This is a genomic window from Nonomuraea sp. NPDC003214 (genome assembly GCF_053590035.1).
Genome location: NZ_JBSFSX010000015.1, coordinates 1 through 17,981 on the forward strand (window position 1 = coordinate 1; position 17,981 = coordinate 17,981).

The 17,981-nt window shown below is 73.0% G+C and carries 17 protein-coding genes; 10 read left to right on the top strand and 7 right to left on the bottom strand.

Translation table 11 applies throughout. From position 1 onward, the window contains the following. Positions 1-292 precede the first annotated feature (292 nt). Together ACWDXC_RS36500 and ACWDXC_RS36505 are read left to right on the top strand one after the other, a co-directional pair. A complete protein-coding gene (locus tag ACWDXC_RS36500; protein WP_449989984.1) occupies positions 293-742 on the top strand; it encodes a hypothetical protein in 450 nt (149 codons plus the stop codon). Positions 743-859: 117 nt separating this feature from the next. After that, positions 860-1,609 (top strand): crotonase/enoyl-CoA hydratase family protein, encoded by a 750-nt coding sequence (locus tag ACWDXC_RS36505; RefSeq protein ID WP_219511056.1) that lies wholly within the window; start codon positions 860-862, stop codon positions 1,607-1,609. Between the two features lie 2 nt (positions 1,610-1,611). Here the strand turns inward: ACWDXC_RS36505 and ACWDXC_RS36510 are convergent, their stop codons facing one another. Further along, positions 1,612-2,502, bottom strand: a complete 891-nt coding sequence (locus ACWDXC_RS36510) for a hypothetical protein (protein ID WP_449989988.1) — start codon at positions 2,500-2,502, stop codon at positions 1,612-1,614. 164 nt (positions 2,503-2,666) lie between these two features. Here ACWDXC_RS36510 and ACWDXC_RS36515 point away from each other — a divergent pair, with 164 nt between their 5' ends. Continuing rightward, positions 2,667-3,071: a RidA family protein gene (locus ACWDXC_RS36515; protein WP_449989991.1), complete on the top strand. Its 405-nt coding sequence runs from the start codon at positions 2,667-2,669 to the stop codon at positions 3,069-3,071. 141 nt (positions 3,072-3,212) lie between these two features. On the opposite strand, the gene hpaE is transcribed toward ACWDXC_RS36515, so the two are convergent. From hpaE to ACWDXC_RS36530, 3 genes are read right to left on the bottom strand one after another with little or no spacing between them, the layout of a single operon-like run. Beyond that, positions 3,213-4,688 carry a 5-carboxymethyl-2-hydroxymuconate semialdehyde dehydrogenase gene (gene hpaE, locus ACWDXC_RS36520; protein ID WP_449989994.1) on the bottom strand — a complete coding sequence of 492 codons (1,476 nt, stop codon included), beginning with the start codon at positions 4,686-4,688 and terminating at the stop codon, positions 3,213-3,215. Continuing rightward, a complete protein-coding gene (dapA, locus tag ACWDXC_RS36525; protein ID WP_449989996.1) occupies positions 4,685-5,599 on the bottom strand; it encodes a 4-hydroxy-tetrahydrodipicolinate synthase in 915 nt (304 codons plus the stop codon). Before dapA ends, hpaE begins: the two co-directional genes overlap by 4 nt. Before the next feature lie 41 nt (positions 5,600-5,640). Beyond that, complete coding sequence (locus ACWDXC_RS36530; RefSeq protein WP_449989999.1) at positions 5,641-7,053, bottom strand: fumarylacetoacetate hydrolase family protein; 1,413 nt, start codon at positions 7,051-7,053, stop codon at positions 5,641-5,643. A 175-nt stretch (positions 7,054-7,228) separates the two neighbouring features. Between ACWDXC_RS36530 and hpaD the strand changes: the two genes are divergently transcribed. The 3 genes from hpaD (at position 7,229) to ACWDXC_RS36545 (ending at position 9,691) form a co-directional block, all read left to right on the top strand. Then, positions 7,229-8,086, top strand: a complete 858-nt coding sequence (gene hpaD, locus ACWDXC_RS36535) for a 3,4-dihydroxyphenylacetate 2,3-dioxygenase (RefSeq protein ID WP_449990002.1) — start codon at positions 7,229-7,231, stop codon at positions 8,084-8,086. 59 nt (positions 8,087-8,145) lie between these two features. Continuing rightward, positions 8,146-8,907, top strand: coding sequence for an alpha/beta fold hydrolase (locus ACWDXC_RS36540; RefSeq protein ID WP_449990005.1), 762 nt, complete (start codon positions 8,146-8,148; stop codon positions 8,905-8,907). A gap of 100 nt (positions 8,908-9,007) precedes the next feature. Further along, positions 9,008-9,691 (top strand): GntR family transcriptional regulator, encoded by a 684-nt coding sequence (locus tag ACWDXC_RS36545; RefSeq protein WP_219511072.1) that lies wholly within the window; start codon positions 9,008-9,010, stop codon positions 9,689-9,691. A gap of 108 nt (positions 9,692-9,799) precedes the next feature. Here ACWDXC_RS36545 and ACWDXC_RS36550 read toward each other — a convergent pair whose 3' ends face one another. Together ACWDXC_RS36550 and ACWDXC_RS36555 are read right to left on the bottom strand one after the other, a co-directional pair. Then, positions 9,800-10,594 (bottom strand): SDR family NAD(P)-dependent oxidoreductase, encoded by a 795-nt coding sequence (locus ACWDXC_RS36550; protein ID WP_449990008.1) that lies wholly within the window; start codon positions 10,592-10,594, stop codon positions 9,800-9,802. After that, the gene (locus ACWDXC_RS36555) at positions 10,591-11,574 is read right to left on the bottom strand and encodes a methyltransferase (protein ID WP_449990011.1); all 984 of its coding nucleotides are present in this window, start codon (positions 11,572-11,574) and stop codon (positions 10,591-10,593) included. Before ACWDXC_RS36555 ends, ACWDXC_RS36550 begins: the two co-directional genes overlap by 4 nt. Before the next feature lie 98 nt (positions 11,575-11,672). Here ACWDXC_RS36555 and ACWDXC_RS36560 point away from each other — a divergent pair, with 98 nt between their 5' ends. Next, entirely contained in the window at positions 11,673-12,653 is a 981-nt protein-coding gene (locus tag ACWDXC_RS36560) for an aldo/keto reductase (protein WP_449990014.1), read from the top strand. A 52-nt stretch (positions 12,654-12,705) separates the two neighbouring features. Here the strand turns inward: ACWDXC_RS36560 and ACWDXC_RS36565 are convergent, their stop codons facing one another. Beyond that, positions 12,706-14,091 carry an amidohydrolase gene (locus tag ACWDXC_RS36565; RefSeq protein WP_449990018.1) on the bottom strand — a complete coding sequence of 462 codons (1,386 nt, stop codon included), beginning with the start codon at positions 14,089-14,091 and terminating at the stop codon, positions 12,706-12,708. A 145-nt stretch (positions 14,092-14,236) separates the two neighbouring features. On the opposite strand from ACWDXC_RS36565, the gene ACWDXC_RS36570 reads away from it, so the two are divergent. Genes ACWDXC_RS36570 through ACWDXC_RS36580 form a run of 3 tightly spaced genes read left to right on the top strand, consistent with a single transcriptional unit; the run spans position 14,237 to position 17,951 of the window. Continuing rightward, a complete protein-coding gene (locus ACWDXC_RS36570; RefSeq protein ID WP_449990020.1) occupies positions 14,237-15,127 on the top strand; it encodes an alpha/beta hydrolase in 891 nt (296 codons plus the stop codon). After that, positions 15,127-15,858, top strand: a complete 732-nt coding sequence (locus ACWDXC_RS36575) for an ABC transporter ATP-binding protein (RefSeq protein ID WP_449990022.1) — start codon at positions 15,127-15,129, stop codon at positions 15,856-15,858. Before ACWDXC_RS36570 ends, ACWDXC_RS36575 begins: the two co-directional genes overlap by 1 nt. Further along, entirely contained in the window at positions 15,855-17,951 is a 2,097-nt protein-coding gene (locus ACWDXC_RS36580; RefSeq protein ID WP_449990025.1) for an ABC transporter permease subunit, read from the top strand. Before ACWDXC_RS36575 ends, ACWDXC_RS36580 begins: the two co-directional genes overlap by 4 nt. Positions 17,952-17,981 lie beyond the last annotated feature (30 nt).

Consider the following 17,981-nt stretch of genomic DNA (forward strand, 5'->3'; position numbering starts at 1 on the left):
CCGTCTACCAGGGGTTTCGCCATGTCAGCAGGCGAACGTGAACCTTGCGATCATGCTGTGATCAGCAGCCCGCCGCCGGGGATGAAAACGGCTCACTGAACGAGACAGGCCGCGTCTTCGGCCGCCCTGACGAGTCCATCGCGCTCGGGTTCGAGAAGGCCAAAAACTACTACAACAAAAATGGCTCATGAGGATGAAACCGTCGCTGATCCCGCTGCTTGTCGCCATCGGCCTCGCGGCGGGGTGCTCAACTCCTCCGCCTCCGCCACAGGACACCCGAACGCTGGGTAACGTGACCGCCGAACCGAGAGAATGCGACCTGATCTCGGCGAACGCCATCAAGCTCGCCACCGGCCTCAATGACTACACGGCACGCGGTACGAAGATGGACATGGGCCGGCGTTTCGAGTCGTGCACGGTGATGGAGGATCTAACCCCTGGAGGCGATCGAGGGCTCCTGATCGAACTTTTCGACCCGTCCACAGATGACGCAGCGGACCTGGAGAACACCAAGGCGACCAGCGGAGGAACTGACTTGCCTGCTGAATTGGGTCCGGGCTTCACCGCACGACGTAAGAATGCCAAGGATCAGACCATCGCCTCCGTCTACGGGTGGACACCGGACTACGCCCGCCTACTTGTCGTCAACATTATGGAAGGTGCGCCGGGCCGCGACTCCCTCGCGGATGCGACCGAATTCTTCCGCCAGCTCAAGCCAATTCTCCTGGACAAGCCCGCCTGATCGGCCACGGCCACGTGATTCGGCAACTGGGTGCCCTTCTATCGAGACGAATCGGCCTGGTACGGCGTCGGCTTCCGCCGTAGCGTGAGGCGTGGCGAGGGATCCAGGGAGGCACCCATGACCGTACGAGTGGAGCGCGACGGCCCCGTCACCACCGTCGTGCTCAGCAGGCCCGGCGTACGCAACGCCGTCGACGGCAAGACCGCCGCCGCGCTGGCCGACGCGTTCCGGGAGTTCGACGCGTCCGACGCCGCCGTGGCCGTGCTGTGGGGGGAGGGCGGCACGTTCTGCTCGGGCGCCGATCTCAAGGCGCTGGACAACCACGTCGGGGAGGACGGCGACGGGCCGATGGGGCCGACGCGGCTGCGGCTGACGAAGCCGGTGATCGCCGCCGTCGCCGGGCACGCCGTCGCCGGCGGGCTGGAACTGGCCCTCTGGTGCGACCTGCGGGTGGCGGAGGAGGACGCGGTGTTCGGCGTGTTCTGCCGCCGCTGGGGCGTGCCGCTCATCGACGGCGGCACTGTACGGCTGCCGCGTCTCATCGGGCAGAGCCGGGCGATGGACCTGATCCTTACCGGCCGCCCCGTCCCGGCGCGGGAGGCGTACGAGATGGGGCTGGTCAACCGGTTGGTGCCGGGCGGGACGGCACGGCGGCACGCCGAGGAACTGGCGGGAGAGATCGCCCGGTTCCCGCAGGAATGCCTGCGGGGGGACCGGATGTCAGTGCTGGAGCAGCACGGGCTGCCCCCGGCGGAGGCGATGCGCAACGAGGTACGCCGCGGGCTCGTCTCGCTGCCGGGTGCGGCCGGAGGCGCGGCCCGGTTCCGGGCCGGGGCCGGGCGGCACGGGGACTTCGGCCACTTCTGACCTCAGGCGAACAGTTCGTCGAGGGTTTGGATGGTGGCTGCTTTGGTGGCCCAGGTTTCCAGCTGGTTGAGGTCTTTGCAGGTGGTGATCTGGGTGTGCGTTTGGTCGGGGAGGGTGAAGCCGCGGGCGGTGAGTACGAGGATGACCAGCTTGGCGGCTTCTTCGGCTTTGCCCTCTTCTCGGCCTTCCTCCCGTCCCTCGTCCTTGCCGCGGCCGAAGTGTTCGCGGGCGAAGGGGCTGTAGACGGGCCAGGTGGTGGACGTCATGATCTCCTCCAGGAGCTGGCGAATCTCCGGCGCGGACATGCTGTAGGCGTATTCATAGTACTGCGGAGCGTGATCGTCGGCGGTGTCGGCCAAGGCCGTGGCGAAGGCTTCGATGACCTTGCGGTTGCGGCCGTGGACCATGACGGACATCGTGGCGAGGTCGAGGTGGGCGGTGGCTTCCTTGGCGTCGGTGATGGCGGGGATGGAGTCGGGGCCGAGGACGCAGGGGTGCAGGCGGTAGCCGGTCAGCCCGGAGTCGACGGGACGCATGTAATGGACGGCGGTGGCCCGGTTGGGGCAGACGACCAGGACGGTGGCGTCGCAGTGCATCATCAGCCACAGCGAGGCGGCGTAGCGGGCCAGCTTCCTGGGGTCCTTGGAGGTGTCCTGCTGGATCTCGACGACGATGGCGTGGGCCGGGGACTGCGGCGGGCCCATGGAGAGGACGAGGTCGGCGTCGAAGTCGTCGGAGGGCCGCGTGTTGAACGTGTTGGGCTCCACCCGCACGAGAGGAGTCTCGGGGAGCTGTTTCCCGATGAGGTCGCGCAGGATCTCCACCGCCAGTTGCGGCCGGTCGCGGAACATGGAGACGAGCGCGTCATGTGGAGGGGACGGCATGAAGCTCATTGTTACATGATGAACACGTAACGTGACGGCAATTCATGGGGTCCAAGGCGTGGCGGAAGGAATGCGCCGGAAGGCGGCGGCGTTCAGCGGCACGTGATGATCATCGCAGCGTCTCCGGCGCTCCCGCGCCGGGTGCGGGTCACACGGTAGGCAGGGGGTACGTCGTGACCGTCAAGCCCAGAACGTTCCGTTTCGGTGTGCCGTGGGAGGACGCGTACGGCTACAGCCAGGCGCTGCAGGCCCGCGACACGCTGTACGTCTCGGGGCAGCTCTCGCACGACGCCGCCGGCGAGTTCGTCGGCGCCGGTGACTTCGAGCTGCAGATGAAGACCACGCTGGCCAACCTCGACCTGGTCCTGGCGCATTTCGGCGCCACCCGCGGCCAGATCGTGGAGACGACCGTGCTGGTCAGGAACCTGCGGGAGAACTTCGACACGACCGCGCGGCTGCACGCCGAGTACGTCGGGGAGCACCGTCCGACGAGCACGGTCCTGGGAGTGGCCGACCTCGCCCTGCCGGACCAGCTCGTCGAGATCGGCGCGCTGGTCCGGCTGGACGTGCGGGCGTAGCGCGGCTGAAGGCGGGGGAGCGGGCGAGGCGGCCGGCCGCCCGCGCCTCACCCGGCTGCCCGCTCCTCACCCGGACCACGCGCCGCTCACCCGGACGGCGCTCGTCACCGCCCGCACGGCTCCCCGCCGGCCGAAGGAAGCTCAGGCCGGCTCCGCGATCCCGAAGCGGGGGATGGGCAGGTCCTCGGTGGCCAGGTGCACGATGTGCGACTCGGTGTAGACGTCGATGCTGTGCCGCCCGCCCTCCCGGCCCAGCCCGCTGGCCTTCACCCCGCCGAACGGGGTACGCAGGTCGCGCACGTTCTGCGAGTTGACCCAGAGCATCCCCGCCTCGATGCCCTGCGCGAGCCGGTGCGTGCGCCGCAGGTCGTTGGTCCACAGGTACGCGGCCAGCCCGTAGCGGGTGGCGTTGGCCAGCTCCAGCGCCTCGGTCTCGGTGGCGAACGGGGTGACGCACACCACCGGCCCGAAGATCTCCTCCTGGAAGATCCGCATGCCGGGGGTCACGTCGGCGAACACCGTGGCGGCCAGGAAGTTGCCGTCGGGCAGCGCCTCGGGCCGCGAGCCGCCCGCCACGAGCCGGGCGCCCTCCTCCACGCCGGTCCGCACGTACTCCATCACCCGGGCGTGATGCTCGGGGTGGATGAGCGCGCCCAGCTCCGTGGCGGGGTCGTCCGGCGATCCGACCCGGACGCGCGAGGCCCGCGCCGCCAGCCGCGTCACGAACTCCTCGTACACCGTGTCCTGCACCAGGACGCGCGAGCTGGCCGTACAGCGCTCGCCGTTGAGCGAGAACACGCCGAAGACCGCGGCGTCGAGCGCCCGCTCCAGGTCGGCGTCGTCGAACACCACCAGCGGGGACTTGCCGCCGAGCTCCATCGACAGCGTCTTCAGCCCGTCGGCGGCCGCGCGCATGATGGTGCGGCCGGTCCCGGTCTCGCCGGTGAAGGAGATCACCGGCACGTCGGGGTGCGCGACCAGCGCCGCGCCGGCCTCCTCGCCGATGCCGTGCACCAGGTTGAACACCCCGGTGGGCAGCCCGGCCTCCTCCATGATCTCCGGCAGCAGGCCGGCCGACAGCGGGGACCACTCGGCGGGCTTGAGCACGACCGGGCAGCCCGCCGCGAGCGCGGGCGCGAGCTTCCAGGTCTCCAGCATGAACGGGGTGTTCCACGGCGTGATCAGCCCGGCCACCCCGACGGGCTTGCGCACCACGTAGTTGAGCTGGGCCGAGCCGACCCGGTAGACGTCCTCGCCGAGCGTGGTGATCACGTCGGCGAAGAAGCGGAAGTTCTGTGCGGCCCGGCGGGCCTGGCCGCGTGCCTGCGCGATCGGCAGGCCGGTGTCGCGGCACTCCAGCGCGGCGATGCTCTCGTCGCGGGTCTCGATCGCGGCGGCGATCGCGCGCAGCACGGCGGCCCGCTCCTCGCCCGTCATCCGGGGCCACGGCCCGTCGGTGAACGCCTTGCGCGCGGCCGACACGGCGGCGCTCACGTCCTCGGGACCGCCGGCGGCGACCGTCAGGTAGGGCCGGTTCGTGGCCGGCTCCAGCGCGGTGAACGTCGCGCCGGACACGCTCGGCACGTGCGCGCCGTCGATGTAGTGCTCAAGGTTCATCGGACGACTTCCTCGCTCTGTGCCAGCAGTTCCTCGATCCGGGCGGCGCCCGCCTCGGTCGGCGTGATCAGGGGCGGCCGGACGTGCCCGGAGGCGATCAGCCCGCGCCGCTCCAGCACCCACTTGGCCGGGGCCGGGTTCGTCTCCACGAACAGCAGCTCCACCAGGGGATGCAGGGCGTAGTGCAGGTCCAGGGCGGTGCGGTGGTCGCCCTCGGTGTAGGCGGTGTACATGCGGGCCACGGCCGCCGGGGCGAGGTTGGCCGCCGCGCTGACGAAGCCGGCGCCGCCGATCGCCAGCAGCGGCAGGCACAGCAGCTCGATGCCCGACCACATCAGGAAGTCGCGCCCGCACCGGTGCAGCACCTGGGAGAAGTGCTCGAAGTCCTTGGTGGTCTCCTTGATGCCCACGATGTTGTCGTGGGCGCGCCGCAGCCGGGCGACGGTATCGGGCGCGATGTCCACCGCCGTGCGCGAGGGCACGTTGTAGATGACGATCGGCAGCCCGGGGAACTCCGCCGCCACCGTCGCGTACCAGCGGAACAGCGCCTCCTGCGTCGGGCGCGCGTAGTAGGGGGTGATGACGAGCGCCGCGTCGGCGCCCAGCCGCTCGGCCTCGGCGGTGAGGCGCAGCGTCTCGTCCAGCTTGGCCGAGCCGGTGCCCGGCAGGAACGGCACCCGGTCGGCGGTCTCCTCGGCCACCGCCGTCATCGCGGCGATCCGCTCCTTGACGCTCTGCGCCCCGGGCTCTCCGGTGGAGCCGCCGGTGGAGATGCCGTGCGAGCCCCGGTCGAGCTGCCAGCGCACCAGCGCCTGCAGCGAGTCGACGTCGAGCTCGCCGTCCTCGGTGAACGGGGTCACCACCGGGGCGATGGACCCGCGGATGGCCGCCGGATCCGAACGGAACTTCATGTGATCACTCCTTGCTGCACGATCAGACCTGCGCGCGGTCGTCACCGGGCGTCACGCCACGCCTGGTACGCCTCCCGCGAGGCTTGGTTCATCGGGTAGAGCCCGTCGACGGACGCGCCCGCGGCCACCCGTTCGTAAATGAAGCGCTCCTCGTCCTCCTGCCGGGCGGCGTCGCGCGCCACCTCGGCCGCCAGGCCGGGCGGGATGACGACCACGCCCTCGGCGTCGCCCACGAGCACGTCGCCGGGCATCACCAGCACGCCGCCGCAGGCCACCGGAACCTGCGAGTCCATCGGCACGTGCCGGCGGCCCAGCACCGCGGCGTGCGGCACGGCGTAGTAGGCGGGCAGGTCCAGCGCCCCGAACGACGGGCTGTCGCGCAGCCCGCCGTCGGTCACCACCCCGGCCGCCCCCCGGCGCAGCGCCCGCAGGGCGAGGATGTCGCCCAGCGTGCCCGCGCCGTGGTCGCCGCGCGCCTCGATCACCAGGACCTCGCCGGGGCGGATCTGCTCCACGGTGCGCTTCTGGGCGTTCATGCCGCCGCCGATCTCGCCGAACACGTCCTCGCGCAGCGGCACGTACCGCAGCGTCCGCGCCACGCCGACCATGCGCAGGTCGGGCCGGGTGGGGCGGACGCCCTCGACGAAGTGGTGGTCGATGCCGCGCCTGCGCAGCTGCGACGACAGCGTGGCGGTCGACACCGACCGCAGCGCCGCCGCGGTCTCCTCGTCGAGGGCTCCCGTACGGGGAGCCGCGGCGGATCCGAAGGCGGCGGCGCGGGTCTCGCCGGTGGCGCGGGGCTGCGCGCCCCAGGCGGGCAGCGGCTCCGGGTCGGCGACGATCTCGTTGCGCAGCCGGCCCGCGCCCTCCAGCTCCACCTCCACCACGTCGCCGGGCCGCACGACCGTGGAGCCGGCCGGGGTGCCGGTCAGGACGAGGTCGCCGGGCTCCAGCGTCATGAGCCGCGACAGGTCCGCGATCAGCAGGTCGAAGCCGAACAGCAGCTCGTCCGTGCCGGCGTCCTGGACGAGCTCGCCGTTCACGTACGTGCGCAGCCGCAGCGCGGCGGGGTCGGCGCCGGTGAGGATCGCGGGGCCGACCGGCGTGTAGCCGTCCTGTCCCTTCGCCCGCAGGTTGGAGCCCTGGTCGGCGTGCTTGAAGTCGTAGACGCCGAAGTCGTTGGCCGCGGTGTAGCCCGCCACGCAGCCGAGCGCCCGCTCGCGGGGGACCCGGTGGGCGCGCTCGCCGATGACGAGCGCGATCTCGCCCTCGAAGGCGAGCAGGTCGCACCCGGCGGGACGGACGACGGGCCGGCCGGACCAGGACAACGAGGACGGCGGCTTGAGAAAGTAGGAGGGGACGGCCGGGGTGCGCCCACGTTCGGCCGCGCGGCTGCGGTAGTTGAGGTGGACCGCGATGATCTTGGATGGCGTCAGGCCGAGCGGGTGTGCCACATCAGCTCCCAAATCATATAGGACATCGTGAATGATATCCGAGGGATCAAGGGAGAGCTATAGACAAAGATATTTGAATTCGTACATGATTGGCCATGCCCGGCAGGGCCCCGGAGCGGCCACGAGGCCGCCACCTGGGCCGGGAGACGGGACCCGTACCACCTGGAGGGGCGTCATGGGAGAGATCGTCCTGGCGGCGAAGATCACACATGTGCCGTCGATCTGGCTGTCCATCCAGCCGGGTGAGCACTTCGGCATCCGCAGGCCCGCCGAGCTGGCGCTGACCGAGGTCGGCGAGCGGGCCCGCGAGCGCGGCGCCGACACCTTCCTCGTCGCCGACACCCACTGGATGAACAGCATCGGCTTCCACCTCAACGGCAAGGAGCGCCACCGCGCCTCCTACGTCAGCCACGAGCTGCCGCACTTCATCCACGACCTGGAGTACGACTATCCCGGCGACCCCGAGCTGGCCGAGCTGATCCGCGAGGAGATCGTCGCCGGCGGCCAGAAGGCCCGCGTCCACACCTACAAGGACCTCGGTCTGGAGTACGCGACGCTGGTGCCGATGTACTTCATGAACGGCGACCCGGCCGTCCGCGTGCTGCCGATCGGCTGCAACATCTACTCCTCGATCGAGGAGAACCGCCGCATCGGCGAGGCCCTGGCCCGTGCCGTGCGGCGCAGCGACCGCAAGGTGGCCTTCCTGGCCAGCGGCTCGCTGTCGCACGCCTTCCCGCCCAACGAGATCGCCGAGTCGCTGCTCAACGACGTGAGCAGCGAGATCAACCGGAAGGTCGACCTGTCGGTGCTCGACATGTGGACCGAGGGCAGGATCGCCGAGTTCCTCAAGATGCTGCCCGACTACAACGAGCGCTGCACGGGGGAGGGAGCGATGGCCGACACCGCGATGCTCTTCGGCCTGCTCGGCTGGGACCGCTACACGGGCAAGGGCGAGCAGCTGTGCCCGTACTTCGGCAGCAGCGGCACCGGTCAGGTCGTGGTCGACTTCCCGGTGCCCGAAATCGTGAACTGAGACCGTTAAGCTACGATCCGATATCGTATGCGAAAGTTGGCGGGGAAAGGTGTGAAGCGATGGGGGACCGTGCCGGCCTGGCCGTGCGGGTGTTCACTCCCGACCGGGCCGCGGACGCGCCGCCCGTGCTGCTCGTGCACGGCTTCGGCTCCGACGGCGGGCGCGACTGGGCCGAGACGGGCATCGCCGGCGCGCTGACCGCCGCCGGGCGCGTCGTGGTGGCGCCCGACCTGCCCGGCCACGGTGACAGTCCCGCCCCCGCCTCGCCCGCCGACGCCGGCGCCAAGGCCGTCGCCGCGGCCCTGGTGACCGCCCTCGACCAGGCCCTGGCGGGGGTTCCAGCTCCGGCCGGGGGCGCGTTCGACGTGGTCGGCTACTCGCTGGGGGCACGGCTCGCCTGGGAGCTGCCCGAAGCGGCCCCGGGCCGCGTGCGCCGCGCCGTGCTCGGCGGGCTCAGCCCCGTGGAGCCGTTCGCGGCCGTCGACGTGGCCGCCCTGCGCCGGGCCGTCGCCGGTGAGGGCGAGCCCGCCGACCCGCTCACCTCGGCGATCGCCGGCCTGGCGCGGGCCGCCGGCGAACGCGCCGCCGGGCTGGCGCTCTGCGTCGAAGGGCTGCGCGACACCCCGTTCGAGCCGCGCGCGTGGGGCGGCGAGCGCCCGCCGGTGTTCGTGGTGGGAAAAGACGACGTGATGAGCGACGGGATCGGGCGTATCGTCGAGTTGGCCGGCGCCACGGAGCCGGTCACGGTTCCCGGCGACCACTTCCAGGCCCTCGCCGGCGCCGGGTTCCGCGACGCCGTCCTGAGGGTGCTCCTACAGTGATCAAGCAGAGAACGACCGGCGGAGCGGGCGCCGGCGTCCGGCCGCCTGCCGCCGGTCGTCCGTGGTGGCCCGGCGTCCGGCCGAGAGTGAGGGGACATCGGTGAGTTCCGCGAAGGGGTCCGCGCGGGCCAGGGCCTCCAAGGCCGAGCTGAGCTATGAGCTGCTCCGCTCGCGCATCATCGACGGCACGTACGGGCCGGGCTACCGGCTCGTCATGGACCAGCTCGCCCGCGAGACCGGGGTCAGCACCATCCCGCTGCGCGAGGCCGTGCGGCGGCTGCAGTCCGACGGGCTGGTCGAGATCGTGCGCAACATCGGCGCGCGGGTCGCCATGTTCGACTCCGCCCAGGTGGAGCACTCGCTGCAGGTCCTGGCGCGGCTGGAGGGCTACGCCACCGCGATCTCCGCGCCGCGCATGAAGGCGTCCCACCTCAAGCAGTCACGCGAAATCAACGCGCGGATGGTGGCGGCGCTGGAGGAGTTCGACCCGCCGTCGTTCACCGCGCTCAACCGCGAGTTCCACTTCTCGATCTACCAGCACTGCCCCGACGAGCACCTGCGGGCGCTGCTGGAGGCGGAGTGGGCGCGGCTCGACCACATGCGTCGCTCGTCCTTCGGCCACGTGCCGGGGCGGGCCCGCCGCTCGGTCGAGGAGCACGAGCACCTGCTCGACCTGATCGCCGCGGGCGCCCCCGGGGCCGAGATCGAACGGGTGGCGTGCGCGCACAAGATCGCGACCGCCGACGCGCTGCACAACGCGCACCTGTCGCCGCAGTCCCTCTGACCCACCCGTGCGGCCCTGACCACTCGTGCGGCCCTGACCCACCCGTGCGGCCCTGACCCGCCGTGCGGCGCACCGGCCCGCGTGGCCCGGTGCGCCGCAGGCGCGTTCTCAGACCAGGAGCTGCCCGCCGTCGACCTGCACCACCACGCCCGTGATGTGCCGGGCGGCGGGCGAGGCGAGGAACACCACGAGCGGCGTCACGTCGCCCGTCTCGGCGATGCGGCCCAGCGGGATGCGCGCCTCCCAGGCCGCGCGGGCCTGCGGGTCGGCCATCAGCCCGGCCGTCATCGGCGTGTGCACCGGGCCGGGGGCCACGCCGTTGACCCGGATGCCGTGCCCGGCCAGCTCCAGCGCGCCGGTCCTGGTCAGCGCGTCGACACCGGCCTTGGTGGCCTCGTAGTGGCCCAGGCCCGCCGTGGGCTGGCGGGCGCCGATCGAGCTGATGTTGACGACGCAGCCGCCCCGGCCGGCCGCGATCATCTGGCGGGCGGCGGCCTGCGTGACGGTGAACGTGCCGCGCAGGTTGACGGCCACGACCCGGTCGAACACCTCCAGCGGCAGGTCCGTGAGCGGGCCGCCGCCTGCGACCACGCCCGCGTTGTTGACCAGCACCTCGACCGGGCCGAGCCGCCCGGCCACCACGGCCAGGCCGTCGGCGACCGACGCGGCGTCGGTGACGTCCATCGTCACGGCGAGCGCGCCGAGCTCGCCGGCCGCCGCCTTGGCGGCCACCCCGTCGGCGTCGGCGATCACGACCCGCTCCCCGGCCTCGGCGAACGCCCCGGCGACGGCCCGGCCGATGCCGCTGGCCGCCCCGGTGACGACGACCACCCGGCCCCCACCGCTCACGGGGCCCTCGCCGCCCACCGGGCCTGCGCCGATCGCCGGGCCCTCGCCGTTCATCGGGCCTCCGCCACGATGACGCGCGGGCTGCCCGGCAGGGTCCGCGTCTCGACCGGCTCCCAGCCGGCCGCCCGCAGCCAGCCCCGCACCTCGTCGTCCGGGTAGACGACGGTGCCGTCGATGACCAGGTATTCGGCGGCGTGCAGCGCGTCGAGCGGCCGCTGCCGGTCGTCGGAGTCGAGGAAGAAGTCGAGCAGCAGGAGCGTCGCCCCCGGCGTGGCGGCCCGGCGGGCCCGCTCGGCGATGCGCAGGTTTTGGGCGGCGTCGTAGCGGTGCGCCACGTGCTCCAGCAGCACCAGGTCGAAGCCCTCGGGCACGTCGCCGTCGAGCAGGTCGCCGTCGACGACCTCGGCCCGGTCGCCCACCCCGGCGGCGACCAGCGTGTTGCCGGCGTGCACGGCCAGGTCGCCGCCGGAGAAGAACACGCCGCGCAGCCCCGGGGCCGCGCGCAGCGCCTCGGCCAGGAACGACCCGGACAGCCCGCCGAAGTCGATCACGCGCTCGTGCCGGGAGAAGTCGTAGTGCCCGGCGAGCATCCTGGCGTGCAGCGCGTTGTAGGTCATCACGCCCGACAGGAACACGCGCATCCGGTCGCCGCCCAGGTCGAGCTGGGCGGGCTTGGCGGTGCGGGCGCTCTCGCCGAAGCCGAGCCAGTGCCCGTAGCTGATCGTGTCGAGGAACGTCAGCCACGGGCCCAGGTCGACGTCGTCGCCCGACCCGGCGAGGTAGCGGGCGGCGGCGGGACCGTTGGAGTAGCGGCCGTGGTCGCGCTCCAGCAGGCCGAGGCCGGCCATCGCGTCGGCCAGGACGCGGGCGGTGCGCTCGGGCAGGCCGGTCGCGGCCGAGAGCTCGGCGACGGACGCGGGCCCTGCGGCCAGGGCGCGGAACAGGCCCGCCTCGCTCGCCGCGAAGAGCTGCTTGGCGGCCATGTAGCCGGTGGCCACCTGCACGATCCGCTCGGGGCCGTTGAGAGATGACATGGGGGGTGCACTCCTTGTACGGCAGAAGGATATGGGGAATGCTATACGATTCAGCGGACGGCGGCCAGGGGCCGCACCCACCCCCAAGGGAGGCAGGCGTGGAATTCTCAGGTCAGGTGCCCCGGCGCAGGCTCGGCGACGGCGGCCCGGAGGTCCCGGTCCTCGGCCTCGGCTCGTGGAACACCTGGGACCGCATGCCGCGCGAGCAGGTGGCCGAGCTGATCGGCACGGCCGTCGCGCGCGGCGTCAACCTGTTCGACGTGGCCCATTACGACTTCGGCCCGCACGCCGAGAACGCCGTCACCGACGTGATCTTCGGCCAGGCCGTCAGGGAGGCGGGCGTCGCCCGGGAGGACTACCTGCTGTGCGGCAAGCTCTGGCTGTGGGACTACCCGGCGCTCTCCTTCGCCGGGCAGGCGGAGGTCGCGCTCGACCGCATCGGCACCGACCACGCCGACCTCGTCGTCCTCGGTGACTTCGCCGGCGAGCTCGATCTGCGCGCCGTGGTGACCGACGTGTCCGAGCTGGTGCGGGCCGGGCGGTTCGGCTGCTGGGGGGTCAACAACTGGTCGGCCCGCGACCTGCGCCTCGCCCGCGACTTCGCGCTGGCCGAAGGGCTGACGCCGCCCGCGTTCGCGCAGCTCAAGTACAGCGTGGCCCGGCGCTCGGTGCCCGACGGCGAGCCCTACGGCCGGCTGTTCGCCGACGGGCTCGGGCTGCAGGCCTCCGACGTCTTCGAGGGCGGCATCCTGGCCGGCAAGCTCCATCCCGAACGCAAGATCGGCGCCGACCCGGGCGGCATCCGCGACCGGATCCGCGCCGCCTACCCCGAGCTGCGCCGGATCGCCGAGTCCTTCGGGGCCACGCCCGCGCAGCTCGCCATCGCGTTCTGCCTGGCCCACCCGGCGGCGGCCAGCGTGCTGGTCGGGGTCAGCGGGCGGGCCCAGCTCGACGACAACCTCGGCGCGCTCGCCCTGCTGGAGCGGCACGGCGACGAGCTGCGCGCCGCCGTGGCCGGGCTCTGGGTCGACCGCGACGTCGTGCACCCGGAGGCCGCCTGGGGCGCCGACGCCCGCTGAGCGGGCGCCGGCCGGGCGCGAGGGCGTGGCAGGCGGCGTCGCGGCGGCGCTCCTACGCCTCGTGGACGACGCGGCCGTCCACCACCGTCATGCGGACCGGGACCTGCGGTAACGCCCCCGGCTCGGTCCGCAGCAGGTCGCCGTCCAGCACGCACAGGTCGGCGACCTTGCCGGGCTCCAGCGACCCCTTCCACGCCTCCGCGCCGTCCTGCCACGCCGGCGTGATCGTGTACGCGCGCAGCGCCCGGGCGAGCGCCACCCGCTGCGCCGCCCCGCGCACCCGCCCGTCGGGCCCCTGCCGGGTGACCGCCGCCGCGATGCCCGCCCGCCAGTCCGGCGTCAGCACGGGCGCGTCGGAGCTGAGGCAGAGCGGCACCCCGGTGGCCAGCGCGTCACCCACCGGCCAGGCGTACGCCGTCGCCTCGCGGCCCAGCGCGGCCACCAGCAGGTCCTCGGTGGCGACCGGGATGCCGGCCTGGGTGTTGAGCCCGATCCCGGCGGCCGCCATCGCCTTCAGCGTCGCCGGGTGCAGCAGGTCGCCGTGGATCAGATAGTGGCGGGCGTCCCGGCCGTCGCGGGCGAGGGCGGCGGCCAGGGCGCGCGTGACGACCCGCGTCGCCCGGCTGCCTGTCGCGTGCACGCCGATCTGGTGCCCGGCCGCGTGCGCCGCGTCGATCATCGCGACCAGCCCGGCCTCGCGTTCGTCGTCGGTGCCGCCCTCGACCAGCAGACTCCCGTACGTGCCGTCCTCGTACGGCTCGTCCGTCCAGGCGGTGCGCATCGGCGGGATGCCGTCGGCGAAGACCTTCACCCCCGAGACCCGGAACCAGCCGGGCACGGCGGCGGGCGGCGCGAAGCCGCGCAGGCCCTCCAGCAGGGCGGCGGGCGAGCTCGCGCCGTCGAGCTCGCCGAACAGCGTCAACGCGGTGACGCGCGCCGTCAGCAGGCCCTCGGCGGCCAGGTCTGCGTAGTCGCGCAGGGCCGCCGAGCCGAAGCAGCCGCTCGGTCCGTCGTCCTCGCCGGGGCCCAGGCCGGGCTCGGTGTAGCTGGTGATCCCGAGCGTCGCGAGCAGGGCGCCGGTGCGCAGGATCGCGGCCCGCCGGTCGGCGCTCGTCTCCAGGCGCGCGGGCGCGGCCGGAGGGTCGCCGTGACCGCCTCCGGTGAGCTGGTCCATGAGCAGGGACGGCCACATCGTGCCGAGCCAGACGCCGTGCAGATGGGAGTCGTTGATGCCGGGCAGCACCGACGCGCCGCGCAGCGGGACGACGCGGGTGCGGCGGCCGATCAGCGGGGCCACCTCCCCGGCCGTGCCGACACGGGCGATCGCGCCGCCCCGGACCGCGATCGCCTCGGCGACCCGGTCGGCGGCGTCGACGGTGTGGACCTGACCCCCGGTCAGCACCAGGTCGGCCTCGTCCTGGGATTCGTTGCGCAACATCTTCCTCTTCGCTCTAGACATCGCCGATCGGCTCCGAATAACGTACACGGAATCGGATACGATTTTCGAGTGCCTGAGCGAGGCACCCGGGCGATCGGAGGTAACGATGCCGCTGCATCCCGAGGCGCAGTCCATCATCGACCGCATGAGCGTCGCTGACCAGGGCCCGGTCGTCGCGTTCGACGCTCAGGCCATGCGCGAGGGGTTCCGGAGCGCCTGGCGGATGCCCGAGCGGCTGCAGCCCGTGGGCGCCGTCGCCGACACCGTGATCCCGGGCCCGGCCGGCGACCTCCCCGTCCGCGTCTACAGCCCCGAGGGCGACGGGCCCTTCCCCGCGCTCGTCTGGTTCCACGGCGGCGGCTGGACCATCGGCAGCCTCGACGAGAACGAGGTCGCCTGCCGGGCCGTCTGCGCCGGAGCGGAGGCCGTCGTCGTCTCCGTCGACTACCGCCTCGCCCCCGAAAACCCCTACCCGGCCGCCGCCGACGACTGCTACGCCGCCGTGCGCTGGGTCCACGAGCACGGCGAACGCCTCGCCGCCGACCCGGCGCGCCTGGCCGTCGGCGGGGAGAGCGCCGGCGGCAACCTGGCCGCCGTCGTCGCCCTCAAGGCCCGCGACCTCGGCGGCCCCCCGATCCGCCTGCAGGTCCTCGTCTCGCCCGTGGTCGGCCACCCCGGCGACGGCTACGCCTCCTACGACGCCTACGCCGACGGCTATTTCCTGTCCAAAGCCAGCATGGAGTGGTTCTTCACCACCTACCCGCGCGACGTCAAGGACCTCGACGACCCCTACCTGCTGCCGCTGCGCGCCGCCGACCTGTCCCGGCTGCCCCGCGCCCTCGTCCTGGGCGCCGAGTGCGACGTGCTGCGCGACGAGGGCGAGGAGTACGCCCGCCGCCTCGCCGACGCCGGCGTCGACGTCGAGCTCGTCCGCTACGACGGGCTGATCCACGGCTTCTTCGGCCTGCTCGCCACCGAGCTGACCGACTCGCGCGACGCGCACGCCCGGGTGATCGCCGCCCTGCGGGCGCTCTGATGACCGCCCCCGTCCTCAGCCTCCGCGGCGTCGGCGTCAACCGCCGCGAGGTCCCCGTCGTCCACGACGTCTCGCTCGACGTCGCCCCCGGCGCCGTCACGGTCGTCCTCGGCGCCAACGGCGCCGGCAAGACGACGCTCATGGACGGCATCGCCGGGCTGGCCCCGGTGACCTCCGGAACGGTCCAACTCGACGGCCGGCCCATCGGCAAGCTGCCCACCTACCGGCGCGCCCAGGCCGGCCTCGGCTACGTCGAGCAGGCCCGCACCGTCTTCCGCACCCTCACCGTCGAGCAGAACCTGCTCGTCGCCGGGGGCGACCTCGGCAAGGTGTACGACCTCTTCCCCGAGCTGGGCAACCGCCGCGCCCTGCAGGCCGGGCACCTGTCCGGCGGCGAGCAGCAGATGCTGGCGCTCGGCCGCACCCTCGTCTCCGGCCCGAAGGTCGTCCTCATCGACGAGATGTCCCTCGGCCTCGCCCCCGTCGTCGTGCGCCGCCTCATGGACGCCGTCGGCGACCTGGTCGGCCTCGGCATCGCCGTCCTCCTCATCGAGCAGTTCGCCAACCTCGCCCTGGACATCGGCACCCACGCCTACGTGCTGCGCAAGGGCCGCGTGGTGCACGACGGGCCCTGCGCCGAGCTGCGCGGCCGGAGCGAACGGCTGCACGAGTTCTACTTCGGCCTGCCGCCGGCGCCGGTCGCCGCCGCGGCGGAGAGCGAGACGCGATGACCCTCGTCGACAGGCGCGCACTCGGCCTCGGCCTCGGCGCCGCCCTGGTGGCCTGCCTCGCCGTGCCCGCGCTGCTGCCGCCCTACTGGATCTACCTCGCGATCACCGCCGTGGTCAGCGCCGTGATCATGCAGAGCTACGGCGTGATCGTCGGACGGGCCGGCGTCATGTCCCTGTGCCAGATGTCGTTCGCCGCCATCGGCGCGTGGGTCGTGCTCCGGCTCAACCTCGCCGACGCGCCCGGCGGCTTCCTGCTCTGGCTGCTGCTCGGCGGACTCGCCGCCGTCCCCGTCGGCGTCGCCATCGGGCTGCCCGCCCTCCGCATCCGCGGCGTCAACCTGGCCATCGTCACCTTCGGCTTCGCCGTCTCGGCCGACATCGTGCTCAACGCCAACCAGTTCCCCGGCACCACCGAGCTGAAGACGCTCACCAGGCCCTCCCTGTTCGCCACCAACGGCGCCTACTTCGTCCTCGCCGTCCTCGTCTTCACCCTGCTGGCCGTCGGGCTGGCCCTGTTCAACCGGACCCGGCTCGGCATGTCGCTGCTCGAACTGCGCCACTCCGAACGCGCCGCCGCCTCCCACGGCATCTCGGTCGCCCGCAGCAAGCTCACCGCGTTCGCGATCAGCTCCTTCATCGCCGGCATCGGGGGCGGGCTGATGGCCGGACAGCTCGGGCTCGTCGTCTCCAGCAACTTCGCCATGGGGCAGTCGCTGGCGCTGTTCGCCGTGGCGATCCTCATCGGGCCGCACCACCCCGAAGGGGCCGTCATGGGCGGCGTCTTCGGCGCGGCCATGGCGACCGTCATGGAGAAGCTCAAACTGCCCCAGGACCTCGGCGGGATGCTCTTCGGCCTCTTCGCCATCCTGGCGTTACGCGGCGGCGTCAGCCAGACCGACCTGACCCGCGGCCGCAGACGCGAAGCCGCCGCCCGCAAACTCCTCACCTCCGGGCAACCCCCGACCCCGGACACCGGCCCCATCACCGCGAGCGCCCCTTCCGGCGACCTCAAGGACACCCCCCGTACGGAACCCGTACAGGCGCCCGCGCCGCCGCCCCGCCCGGACGCCGCACCGGGCGGGGCGGAGGCGACCCCTCGCGCCGGGGATGCCGCCTCCGGCGCTGCGGGTGCCGGCGGGGCGGGGGATGTCGCCTCCCGTGCTGCGGGTGCCGGCGGCGGATCCGGCCCGGCCGGCGCAGGCTCCCCGACCGGCGACGGCCTTCCGGAGGGCGGCTCCCGTACGGAGCACGTACGGGAGCCCGTGCCGGAGGCTCGTGTGATCGCCGCAGGCGGGGGCGAGGCCGTCCCCACGGCGCATGGGGGCGCCGCAGCGGGGGACGCCGCGCAGGCCGGGAGTTCCCCTGGTGGCCGCCAAGCGAGGGCGGGGTTGGCGGTGCGGGGGTTGCGGGTGCGGTTCGGGGAGGTGGTGGCGCTCGACGGGGTCGACCTGACGGTGCCCGACGGCGCCGTGGTGGGGCTGATCGGGCCGAACGGGGCGGGCAAGTCGACGTTCATCGCCGCCGTGACCGGCTTCGTCGCCGGTTACGAGGGCACGGTGACGCTGGCCGGGCAGCCGATCGACCGGCTGGCCCCGGCGGCGCGGGCCCGCCGGGGGCTGCGCCGCACGTTCCAGACGACGGTGATCGCCCCCGAGCTCACCCAGTACGAGTATCTGACGATCGGCGCCGGCCGGCGGCTGCCCAGGCGGGAGGCGGACGAGCTGCTGGAGTTCTTCGGCTGCCCACCGGGCGAGGTGCCGGTGTCGATCGTGGACGTCGGGACCCGGCGCCTGCTGGACGTGGCCGCGGCGGTCGCGGCGCGGCCGAGGGTGGCGCTGCTCGACGAGCCCGCCGCCGGGCAGTCGGCGGCGGAGTCCCTGAAGCTCGGCGCGTGCCTGGTGGAGGCGCCGAGACGCTTCGGGGTGTCGATCCTCCTGGTCGAGCACGACATGGAGCTCGTCCGGGCCGCTTGTCAGGAGGTGACGGTGCTCGACTTCGGGCACGTCATCGCCTCAGGGCCCACCGGTGACGTCCTCGAGGATCCGGCCGTGATGGCCGCCTACCTCGGCGCCGCGGACGTGCCGGTGCCCTGAACCCCCCACCCCTCCAGACGAAGGATGTGC